The 11011-nt window shown below is 74.3% G+C and carries 6 protein-coding genes; 5 read left to right on the top strand and 1 reads right to left on the bottom strand.

Annotation, left to right across the window (positions count from 1 at the left end; genetic code table 11):
• Window positions 1-42 precede the first annotated feature (42 nt).
• A complete protein-coding gene (locus AB0G28_RS40565) occupies window positions 43-2382 on the bottom strand; it encodes an Hsp70 family protein (protein ID WP_361102460.1) in 2340 nt (779 codons plus the stop codon).
• A 147-nt stretch (window positions 2383-2529) separates the two neighbouring features.
• Here AB0G28_RS40565 and AB0G28_RS40560 point away from each other — a divergent pair, with 147 nt between their 5' ends.
• From AB0G28_RS40560 to AB0G28_RS40540, 5 genes are read left to right on the top strand one after another with little or no spacing between them, the layout of a single operon-like run.
• Window positions 2530-3510, top strand: coding sequence for a MoxR family ATPase (locus tag AB0G28_RS40560; protein WP_361102457.1), 981 nt, complete (start codon window positions 2530-2532; stop codon window positions 3508-3510).
• A gap of 6 nt (window positions 3511-3516) precedes the next feature.
• Complete coding sequence (locus AB0G28_RS40555) at window positions 3517-4665, top strand: DUF58 domain-containing protein (protein WP_361102454.1); 1149 nt, start codon at window positions 3517-3519, stop codon at window positions 4663-4665.
• The gene (locus AB0G28_RS40550; protein ID WP_361102451.1) at window positions 4662-7043 is read left to right on the top strand and encodes a transglutaminaseTgpA domain-containing protein; all 2382 of its coding nucleotides are present in this window, start codon (window positions 4662-4664) and stop codon (window positions 7041-7043) included. Before AB0G28_RS40555 ends, AB0G28_RS40550 begins: the two co-directional genes overlap by 4 nt.
• Window positions 7044-7062: 19 nt before the next feature.
• Complete coding sequence (locus AB0G28_RS40545) at window positions 7063-9429, top strand: PKD domain-containing protein (protein ID WP_361102555.1); 2367 nt, start codon at window positions 7063-7065, stop codon at window positions 9427-9429.
• 3 nt (window positions 9430-9432) lie between these two features.
• The gene (locus AB0G28_RS40540; protein WP_361102448.1) at window positions 9433-10872 is read left to right on the top strand and encodes a hypothetical protein; all 1440 of its coding nucleotides are present in this window, start codon (window positions 9433-9435) and stop codon (window positions 10870-10872) included.
• Window positions 10873-11011 lie beyond the last annotated feature (139 nt).

Below are 11011 nucleotides of genomic sequence, written 5' to 3'. Positions count from 1 at the left end.
GGAACGAGTCGTTCAAGACATTCGGCGAGCCCGGGCGCCCGCTCAGCCGGGGTGCGCCGTCCACAGCCCGGCGTCCACTGTGGACCCGTCGCGGCCCGCGCCGGCGAGCACCACACCGTCCGGAGTGGACACCAGGCCGTAGAGGTACAGCGGCGACGGCGTGCCCTTGACCGTCCAGGGTCGCCACGCCTCGCCGTCCCGGCGGGTCCAGCACCCGGCCGCCGGCTGGTCCGCCGCGCCGACCGAGCCGCACGCGAGCACCGTGCCGTCGGCCTGCTGGGTCAGGCCGAGCAGCGACGGCGAGCCGGGCGGGACCGACGCGTCCGGTGTCCACGCGACGCCGTCGGGGGACGTCCAGAGCGCCGGGCCGCGGCGCGCGCCGGTCAGGGCCGACCCGGCCGCGAGGAACCGGCCGCCGGCCGTGCGGATCAGGCGGGTGACCGCCTGCGGGCCCGGCCCGCCGAGCCCGGTGGCCGGCAGCCGGTCCCACGTTTTCCCGTCCGCGGAGGCGAAAATCGCGACGTCGCCGTCGGCCGGGTCGCCGCCGCGGTCGACGCCGGCCGCGTACAGCTTCCCGTCGCCGCCCGCCGTGACCGCGGTCAGCTCGGTGACCCCGCCGCCGGGGACGAACGAACCGCCCGCGGGCAGCAGCTGCCACTGCTCGCCGGTCGCCGACAGCCACACCGCCGGCCGCCGGTCACGACCGCCGCCCGTCCAGCCCACCGCGACCACGCCCGGCCCGGAAGCCACGACGTCGGCCAGCGCCGCCTGCCCGTCTCCCGGCGGCGATACCGCGGCCACCGCGGCACCGGGACGGCGCAGCCACGCGCGCGGCTTCTGGTCGGCGGACAACCCCACCGCCACCAGCGTCCCGGACGGCAGCCGCGCCACCGCGCGCATGACGTCCGCGCCGTCCGGCGGGACGACCAGCTCGCCGGTCAGCTCCAGGGTGCCCGCCGCCGCGGCGCCCGGTCCGCCCGGCACCGGACGGGCCGGGGACTTCGGCGCGGCGTCGCCCGCCGGCCGGGTGACGAAGAACGCCACGGCCGCGACGATCCCCAGCACCAGGACGGTCACCAGGACGGCGACCAGCCTGCCGTGCCCCTTCGCCGGAACGCCGGCGTTCCCCCGGGTGCGCAGCACCTCCCGCGGGGCGGCGGTGCCGGGCGGGACCAGCACCACCGGCACCGGCACGTCGGGGGCGCCGGTCAGCCCGGTGCGGACCAGGTCGACCGGCGCGCTCACCTCCGGACGGCCCGGCACCGGCACCGGCGGCCGGGGTTGCCGCACCGGCCCCGGCACCACCGCGGGCGGGCCGGCGACGCGCGGCGCCGCGGCGATCGCGGCACCGAGGCTGACGGTGTACTTCGGGTGCGCGTCGACCGCGACCCTGATGCCCAGCTCGGCGGACAACAGCTCGCGCACCAACGGGATCCGGCTCGACCCGCCGACCAGCAGCACCGCGTGCAGGTCCGACGGCGAGACCCCCGCGCGGCGGATCACCTGGCCGAACACCCCGACCGTGCCTTCCAGGCGGGTCCGGATCAGGTCCTCGAACTCGGCCCGGGTGACCAGCACCTGGCGCGTGATTCCGGGCAGCACCACCGGAACCCGCACCTCGATGTCCGCCGACAGCGCCTCCTTGGCCTCCACCACCGACGCGAACAGCTGCGCCAGCGCCGCGGCGGCCGCGCCGTCGCCCGGGTCGAACCGCGCCGGGTCCACCCCGGCGTTCGCGCAGACCCGCCGGAACAGCGCGTGGTCGAAGTCGATCCCGCCGATCCGGTCGTCACCGCCGGGCTCGCCGTGGATCTGCACGCTGTCGGCGGTCTTGCGGACGACGCTCGCGTCGAACGTGCCGCCGCCGAAGTCGTAGATGGCGATCAGCGCGCCGGGTTCGACGCGTTCCTGGGCCGCGTACCAGGTCGCCGCGGCCACCGGTTCCGGCAGCAGGCCGACGTCGGTCAGCCCGGCCGCGCGCGACGCCTCCGCGAGCCGCCGCTTCCGGTAGTCGCCCCACTCGGCCGGATGGGTCAGCACCACGTGTCCCGGTGGTCCGCCACGCTGCTCGGAAACGCGTTCGACGACCGTCCGCAGCACGCGCCCGGTCAGTTCGTGCACCGGGAAGCGGCGGCCGCCGAGGAGCACCGGGACGTCGTCGCCCATGCGGCGCTTGAACTCCCGCGCCATCCGGTCCGGTTCGAGCACGCCGCGCCGGGCCGCGGCCTCGCCCACCAGCACCGCGCCGTCCTCGCGCAGGAACAGCACCGACGGCACCGCGTTGGCCCGGTCGCCGAGCGGCACGGTCTGCGCCCGCCCGTCGTGCCACAGCGCGGCCGCCGTATACGTGGTCCCGACGTCGATACCGAGGGGATAGCTCACCGGCCAACCGTACTGGGGACGCCCGGTGATCCCCCGGCCGACGTCAAATCGGTATTCGGCGGACGGATTTTAGCCCGAACGGACATGGACGCCCGGCGGAAATCGAGTAACCTTCTGCTCCGGAACACCCGGAGCCTGGGGGAGCGAATGACCTACAGCACTGACCTCGGGGAGCGGGTCGGCTGGGTTCAGCGGCGCTGCAACGATCTTGTCCGCAACATCGAGCATTTCATCCACGGAAAGACGAACGTGGTGTGGAACGTGGTGGTCGGGCTGCTCGCCGAGGGGCATATTCTTGTCGAAGATGTTCCCGGTGTCGCCAAAACTTCACTGGCGAAGGCCGTGGCCCATTCCATCAGCGGTTCGATGCACCGTATTCAGTTCACTCCGGACCTGCTGCCCTCCGATGTCACGGGGGTGCAGATCTACGACTCCGAAAAGCGGGAATTCCAGTTCCGCGAAGGGCCGGTGTTCGCCAACATCGTGCTCGGCGACGAGATCAACCGCGCCTCCCCCAAGACGCAGTCCGCGCTGCTGGAGGCGATGGCCGAGCGCCAGGTGACCGTCGACCGCGTCGCCTACGCCCTGCCGCGCCCCAACTTCGTGATCGCCACCCAGAACCCGGTCGACCAGCAGGGCACCTACTCGCTGCCGGAAGCGCAGCTCGACCGGTTCATGATGCTGCTGCGGATCGGCTACCCCAGCCCGGAGCACGAGGTCCGGATCGTCGCCGACGCCGTCGCCCGCCGGCTGCCCGAACAGCTGCGGCCGGTCACGACCGTCGAAGAGCTGCAGCAGATGATCGACGTCGTGCGCGGGGTGTACGTGGCACCGGCGCTGCAGGCCTTCATCGTCACGATCACCAACGCCACCCGCACGATCCCGCAGCTCAAGCTCGGCGCGAGCCCGCGCGCGAGCAACGCGCTCGCGGCCGCCTCGCAGGCGCGCGCCGCCGTCGACGGGCGTCCGTTCGTCACCGCCGACGACGTCAAGCAGATGGCGAAGGCGGTGCTGTGCCACCGGCTGGTGCTCACCCCGGAGGCGGCGGTGCAGGAGTTCACCGCCGACGGCATCGTGGACCGCATCCTCGCGGCCGTGCCGGTGCCGCAGTCCCCGGCCGGTGTGTGACGCGCGATGCCCACCGGATCGGGACTCCTGCTGGCCGCCACCGCGGTCGCGCTGCTCGCGCTCGGCTGGCTCGCCGACTACCCGGAACTGGTGGCCATCGGGTTCGCCTGCCTGGCCGCGCTGCTGCTCGCGGCCGCGTGGATGCTGCTGCGCCCCGACCTGGCCGCGGTCCGCGACGTCCGGCCGCAACGGGTGTCGCCGGGCGAGGAGGCGTTCGGTGTCCTCACGCTGACGAACGAAGCACGGCGGCGCAGCCCGCCGATCCTCGCCGGCGAAACGGTCGCGGGCGGCCGGCTGCAGGTGCCGGTGCCGAGCCTGCGGCCCGGTCAGGAGCACACCGCGAACTACCCGCTGCCGACCGGGAAACGCGGCATCTACCAGGTCGGCCCGCTGACCATCGGGCACACCGACCCGCTGCGGCTGATGCAGGTCGGCAAGACCTACTCCACTTACTCCACCTTGTACGTCCACCCGAAACTGCACCGGGTGGAACCGGTGCCCACCGGGCAGACGCGGGACATGGACGGCCCGACGTCGAGCTACGCGCCGCAGGGCGGGGTGGCGTTCCACAGCCTGCGCGAGTACGTGCCGGGCGACGACTACCGGCTGATCCACTGGAAGTCCACCGCGCGGACCGGCGGGCTGATGGTGCGCCACAACGTCGTGCCGAACCAGCCGCGGCTGCTGGTCGTGCTCGACACCAGCCCGGCGGGCTACACCGACGCCACGTTCGAGTACGCGGTCAGCGCGGCCGCGTCGCTGGCCGTGGCGGCGATCCGCGGCGGCTTCCCCTTGGAGCTGCGGACCACGGCGGGTGGCGCGGTCGCCGGCGACGGGCGCAGCGGCGGCGTCCTCGCGGCGATGGACCTGCTGGCCGCCGCCGAACGCTCCCCCGGCGACCCCGGCCTGGCCGCGCTGCCGTCCATGGTGACCCTCGACGACAGCGTCTCGCTCGGCGTGGTGACCGGTGAGCCCGACCCGCGCACGCTGAGCGTGCTGCCCGTCGTCCGGCGGCACTTCCTGATGGCCAGCCTGGTCCAGTTCTCCGAGCGGCCCGAGGCCTGGTCCACCGGGCTGCCGGGGATCGTGACGCTGATGGCGCACAGCACCGAGGAGTTCGTGCAGGCCTGGAACAAGCTGACGCGGACGTCATGACGACCGGCCACACCACCCCCGTCCGCATCCGCGAGGAGACCGTCCCGCGGGGCGAACCCGCCGACGGCGGCCGGATCACCCAGACCGTGGAAGCCGCCCAGACCGCGCTCGCCGACGACGGCGGTCGCCGTCCGGCCAGGCCGCGGTCGTCCACCGTGGAACGCGTGCTGCGCGCGGCGGCCTACCCGCAGCTGGTCCTCGCCGCCGTCGCGGTGGCCACCACCGCCCTGCCGTACCTGTCGTTCTTCGGCGGCCTGGACTTCCTGATCGCCTTGCTCGTCGCGGCGGGCGGCGGCGTGCTGACCGCCGGCGTCGCCGGGGCCCGGCGCCTGGGGACATGGGCGACGCTGCTGGCCTGCCTGCTCGCTTTCCTGCCGGTCGCGGTGTTCGCGGTCGGGCACACCACGCTGCGGCACGGCGTGCCCACCTGGGAAACGCTGCGCGGCCTCGGCACCGGGCTGACGTCGGGCTGGGCGCGGATGCTGAGCGTCACGCTCCCCGCCGACGCCACGCCCGAGCTGGTGTTCACCCCGGCCCTGCTGACCTGGATCGCCGCCACGGTCTCGGCGACGCTCGTGGTGCGCACGAAATCCCTGCTGGCACCGGCGGTTCCGCCGCTGCTGACCTTCGTCGTCGCGCTGCTGTTCACCGCCGGTCACCCGCTCGGCGGGTTCCTGCCCGTGGGCGCGTTCCTGGTTTCCGTGCTCACCCTGGTCCTGGCCCGCGCCGGCGCGGCCGATCCGGCCGCGCGCATCGCCGACACCCGCGCCGCTTGGGGCCGGTTCGCGTTCGGGGTGCCGGTCGTGCTCGTCGCGGCCGCCGCCGGGCTCGCCGGGATGCACTACCTCCCGCTCGCCACCGGGCAGCACCGGTTCGACCCGCGGACGGTCCTGCCGGTGCAGCTCGACATCGGGGACACGATCTCGCCGCTGGCCACGCTCAAGAGCCAGCTGCGCGCACCCGCCCGCGAGCTGTTCACCGTGCGCTTCACCGGCGACCCGGCCGGCGTCGACCGCGTCCGCACCGCCGCGCTGGACGACTACGACGGCGCGCTCTGGGCGGCGCACGACCGGTTCCTGCTGGCCGGGAAGAGCCTTCCGGCGAGCGACAGCCTGACCGCGCCGCGCCAGGTGTCGCTCAGCGTGCGGATCAGCGGGCTGTCCGGTCCCTACCTGCCCGAGGCCGGCGAGCCGGTCCGCACCACCGCGTCGCGCGTGGGCTACAGCGCGGAGTCCGGGGTGCTGGCGACGGACGCGCCGACGTTGTCCGGGCTCGCCTACGACCTCGTCACCCAGGTCGGCCGCAAGGACGGGCTGGAGCACGCGGTGCCCGCCGCCGACGACGGCCACGACTCGGCCCTGCCACCCGGGCTCCCGCCGGAACTGCAGGAACAGGCCGCGGCGCTGGCCGGCGCCGTCGACGAGCCGTGGGCCAAGCTGATGGCCATGCAGGAGCGCCTGCGCCGGCTGCCCTACAGCCTCGACGCGCGGCCCGGCCACTCCTACGACGCGCTGCGGCGCCTCTTCGGCGCCAACCCCGCCGATCAGGTGGGCTACGCGGAGCAGTTCGCCGCCGCGTTCGCCGTGCTGGCCCGTTCGCAGGGGTTCCCCACCCGGGTGGCGGTCGGCTACCTGCTGAACCCGGCGCGCCTCAAGGACGGCACCTACACGGTCACCTCGGCCGACGCGCACGCCTGGCCGGAGGTGCACCTGGCCGGCTACGGCTGGGTGGCGTTCGACCCCACGGACCCGCTGCGGCACGGCGGGGTCGCGCCGAAGCAGCCGGACACCCCGCCGGCCGGGAACACCGCGAACGACCGGCCCGACGACCACGGCAAGGCGTCGCAGGTCGGCGTCGACCCCGACCTGCCGAAGCTCGCCGGCGGCCGGCTGAGCGCGCTCGACTGGGCGTTGATCGTCCTCATCGGACTCGGCGCGCTGGTGCTGCTCACGCCGATCGCGGTGGCCGTCGAGAAGGTCCGGCGGCGCCGGGCCCGCCGGAGCGGCAGCCGGGCCGCGCGGATCACCGGCGCGTGGCAGGAAACCACCGACCGGCTGACCGAGAACGGGGTGCGCGTCTCGGCGTCGTCGACCGCCGGCGAGGTCGCGCACCAGGCGGGCGAGGTGCTCGGCGAACGCGCCGGTGCCGTCGCGCTGCTGGCGCCGCTGGTCACCGCCGCGGTGTACAGCCCGGTGGAACCGGACGACACGGCGGTCGCCGAGGCCTGGGGCCTGGACGCCCGGCTGCGCCGCGAGCTGCGGGGCACGCGCGGGCCGTTCGTGGCGCTGCGGGCCTGGTTCGACCCGCGCCCGCTGTTCGACCGGCGGCGCGATGCCCGCCGCCGGCGGCGGGCGCTGGAAAAGCTGACAAGGGGATGACCGAGGGGATGACGTGGTGATGGCTGGTCTCGGGTTCCTGCGACGGCGCTGGGCGAGGGGCGGATTGCTCGGGCTCGCCGCGGCGGTGGCGGTGGGCGGGATCGCCGTCGCCGGGGCCGGGTACCCGGAGCAGGACGTGCGGCTGCTGTCCGGCTCGGCGTGGCTGGCGTCGTCGAACGTCGGCCAGCTGACGCTGCTCGACGGCCCGTCGGCCGAGGTCGCCGCCCAGGTCCAGGTCGCCACACCGGGCCACGCCGTGGACGTCGTCCAGCAGGGTTCCACCGCCTACGCGGTCGACCGCACCGCGGGGACCGTGCGCCGCGTCGACGGCGCCACCTACGACGCCACCCCGCCGGTCGCCCCGATCGACGCGGCCCGCGGCGGGCTGACCGCGTTCGCCGGCCGCACCACGCTGTACACATTGGATAGTCAGCGCGGGCTGCTCGCCAGCAGCGACCCGCGCACGCTCCAGCCGCGTGGCGAGCCGCTGCCGCTGGCCGCCAAGCTCGCCGCCGGCACGGCGGCGCTCGACGACGCCGACCGGCTCTGGACGCTCGACGACGCGACCGGCGACCTCACCCGGATCGCCGACGGCAAGCGCGTCACCCACCGGCAGTTCACCCGCCCGGGCCGCAACCTGCTCACCGTCGCACACGGCAACCCCGTCGTGGTCAACCCGGCCGAGCGCACCGCCACGACGGTCGACGCGCTCAGCGGCGAAACCACCGGCTCGATCCCGCTCGACCTGCGTCCCGACGACGCCCTGCAGATCAGCGGCTCACCGCACGGCGACCGCCTGTACGTCGTCGCCTCCCGCGGCGTTCTCGACATCTGCGACCTCGGCGCCGCCACGTGCGACACGACGGTCCCGCTCGACGCCGCCACCCGGCGGCTCGGTGCCGCGGTCGAGGCGGGTGACCGGCTGTTCGTCCCGGACTACACGACCGGCCAGGTCTACATCGTCGACCTCACCCGGCCCGCGGTGATCGCGAAGACCCAGGTGCTCACCCCGCCGACGACGTTCCAGCTGCTCACCCGCGACGGCATCGTCTTCTTCAACGACCCCGCGACCGAGCGCGCCGGCGTCATCCACCTGGACGGCACCAAGCGGGACATCGCGAAGTACGACCCGAAGGACCCGGCGAAGGGCGTGCATTCCGACAGCGGCCAGGCACCCGCACCGCAGCCGCCGACCGGCCAGCAGCCGCCGCCGGCGTCACCCGGCAGCACCGACAACCCGCCGAGCGGCACGCAGGTCCCGCCGGGCGGCCAGGTCACCCCCACCGACGGCCAGGTGCCGCCGGGCGGGATCCCGCCCACCGACGGCCAGTTCCCGCCCGGCACGGACGTCCCGGGGCCGCCGACCGACCCCGGCGTCCCGCCGAGCACCACTCCCCCGGAGCCGCCGGTCCTGCAGGTCACGCTGAGCAAGAGCAGCCCGATGGCCGGCGAGGACGTCACGGCCAAGGTCGCCGACCAGCACGGCACCGCCCCGGCCACCGCGCACTGGGACTTCGGGGACAGCACGCAGGGCGACGGCGCGCTCGTCGTGCACCACTGGGCGACCGCGCGGACGTACCAGGTCAGCGTGCAGGCCACCATGCCCGACGGGCAGCAGGCCACCACGTCCGTGAGCCTCACGGTGAGCGAGATCCCGAAGGCCCGGCTGACCGTGAACGTCACCGGGACCGGGAGTGTCACCGGCGGTGGGATCAGCTGTCCGTCGACCTGCACCGTGACCGTCGACAAAGGACAGTCGATCACCCTGGCCGCGCAGCCCGGCCGGGACTTCGCCTTCTCGGGCTGGGGTGGCGCCTGCTCCGGCGCGGGTCCGTGCACGGTGACCATGGACGCCGACAAGGCCGTGAGCGCCACCTTCACCAGCACGCTGCCGCCGCCGTCCCCGGAGGACTGCGTGAGCCACGACCCGAACCAGCTGACCATCGTCGACAAGGGCGCGGCCGGGTTCACCCTGGTCGACAGCGGCAACCACCTCATGGCCACGCTGGACAACCGGCAGGACGCGGACAACGCGCTGTCGGTCGCCCGGGGCTTCACCCAGCACTGCTTCGACAGCCGGAACAGCCCGAAGAAGTCGCGCTGGCTGATGGAGTACTGGAAGGGCGGCCGGGGTGTCGCCGGGCCGGTGTCGAACGAGGACTGCCTCTCGTTCAACCGCTCGAACCTGACGATCGTCGAGGTCAACGACGCGGACGGGCGCTGGTGGTCGCTGCGGGACGGCGGCATGCTGATGGAAGCGTTCACCTCGCAGGCCGACGCCGTCCGCGGGCTGATCGTCGCCCGGCAGTACAGCAAGCAGTGCTTCATCGGCCGGGACAACAAGCGCTCCGACCGCCGGGGCTACATCCTCGAGTACTGGCGCTGACCCATGGCCGGGGCACTGAAGGTCACGTTCACGCCGGAGCGGCTCACGCTGGGGCCCGGCGAGTCCGCCGAGCTCGAAGTGACCATCCAGAACGCGAGCCGCGTCGTGGAGCACTTCGGCACGACGGTCGTCGGGCTGCCGCGGGACGACCTGTTCTCGGCCGAACCGGCCGTGATGAAGCTGCGGCCGATGGAGACGGGCACGGTCCGGCTGCGGGTGAGCGTGCCGGACCACGGTGGGATGGTCGCCGGGGCGTACGCGCTGGGTGTCCTGGTGCGGTCGCCGTACCAGCGGGAGGTCTCCCGGTGCGAAGAGCTGCCGCTCGACGTGCGCCCGGCTCCGGGGCTGACGCTGGGCGTGCAGCCGGAGATCGTCACCGGCGGCAAGAACGGGCTCTACGTGCTGAACCTGGCCAACGAGGGCAACACACCGCTGGCCGTCGCCCTGGCCGGGCGGGACCAGGAGAACCGGGTCGGCTTCGAGTTCCGGCCCCGCGAGGTCTACCTCGAACCGGGCATGTCGGCCGGCGCCGAAGTCGTCGTGCGGGCCGATCCGCCGTTGACCGGCCAGGAGGCGCGGCGCGGGCTGACCCTGCGCGCGCACGCCGGCGACGTCGAGGCGGAACGGCCGGTGACCTTCCTGCAGCGGCCGCGGATCGCGGGCGGCCTGCTGCGGGTCGCCACCGTCGCGGCCGGGGTCGCGGTCCTCGCCGGGGCCGCCCTCGGTGGCGCGTTGCTGATCCGCAGCGGCAAGGAGACACCCACGGCGCAGGTCGCGCCGCTGAGCCAGCCGGCGGCTCCCGGCGGAGCGCCGTCCGCGCCGGGCAGCCCCTCGCCCTCGCAGCCGGCGTCATCGGCTTCTTCGGCTGCGCAGCCGTCGTCTTCGCCGCCACCGGCGCAGTCTTCGGCGCCGGCGGCGTCGTCGTCCGCGAGCACGGCGACCCCGAGCGGGGCGCGGCTGGTGGACTTCAGCCGCCTGCCGGACGGCTCACCCCCGGGCAACCGGATCATCTCCGGCGACCTGTACGCGGCCAAGGGCGTCAAGCTGTCGGCGGACACGCAGAACGCGCCGCCGGGCTGCAAGGACGCGACGGCGGTGGCGTTGCGCACCGCGGGCAGCTTCGGCAGTTTCCTGACCAGCTCGGGCCAGGCGGGCGCGGACGTGTGCAACACCGACCCGGTCCGCATCGACTTCACGGCACCGGCGCACTGGGTCCGGGTGAGCTTCACCGGCTCCCCCGCGACGACGAGCTACACGCTGACGGCCCAGCTCGACGACGGCTCGACCCAGCAGGTCGCGGCCACCGTGCAGGCGGGCAACGTGGCGTTCGAAGCGCCCGCGGGCACGTCGGTCGCGTCGGTGACGTTCGGCCACACGAACCCGGACCCGACGGCCAAGGAGTACACGGCGATCAAGGCCCTGTCCTACACCGTGGTGCAGTAAGCGCCCCAGCGCCCCAATGTGGCGTTGGTTGCGTCCAACGCACCCAATGTGGCGTTGGTTGCGTCCAACGCACCCAATGTGGCGTTCGGTGCGTTGGACGCACCGAACGCCACATTGGGGCGCTTGCTACAGCAGCAGC

The sequence above is a fragment of the Amycolatopsis sp. NPDC021455 genome, from assembly GCF_040640995.1.
Classification (GTDB): Bacteria; Actinomycetota; Actinomycetes; order Mycobacteriales; family Pseudonocardiaceae; genus Amycolatopsis.
The sequence above is the reverse complement of the archived record's forward strand: the minus strand, read 5'-3'. Positions and strand labels throughout refer to the sequence as shown.

Coding starts and splice junctions, on each gene's coding strand:
- AB0G28_RS40560 (WP_361102457.1), top strand. CDS start 2,530: ATGACCTACAGCACTGACCTCGGGGAGCGGGTCGGCTGGGTTCAGCGG.
- AB0G28_RS40555 (WP_361102454.1), top strand. CDS start 3,517: ATGCCCACCGGATCGGGACTCCTGCTGGCCGCCACCGCGGTCGCGCTG.
- AB0G28_RS40550 (WP_361102451.1), top strand. CDS start 4,662: ATGACGACCGGCCACACCACCCCCGTCCGCATCCGCGAGGAGACCGTC.
- AB0G28_RS40545 (WP_361102555.1), top strand. CDS start 7,063: ATGGCTGGTCTCGGGTTCCTGCGACGGCGCTGGGCGAGGGGCGGATTG.
- AB0G28_RS40540 (WP_361102448.1), top strand. CDS start 9,433: ATGGCCGGGGCACTGAAGGTCACGTTCACGCCGGAGCGGCTCACGCTG.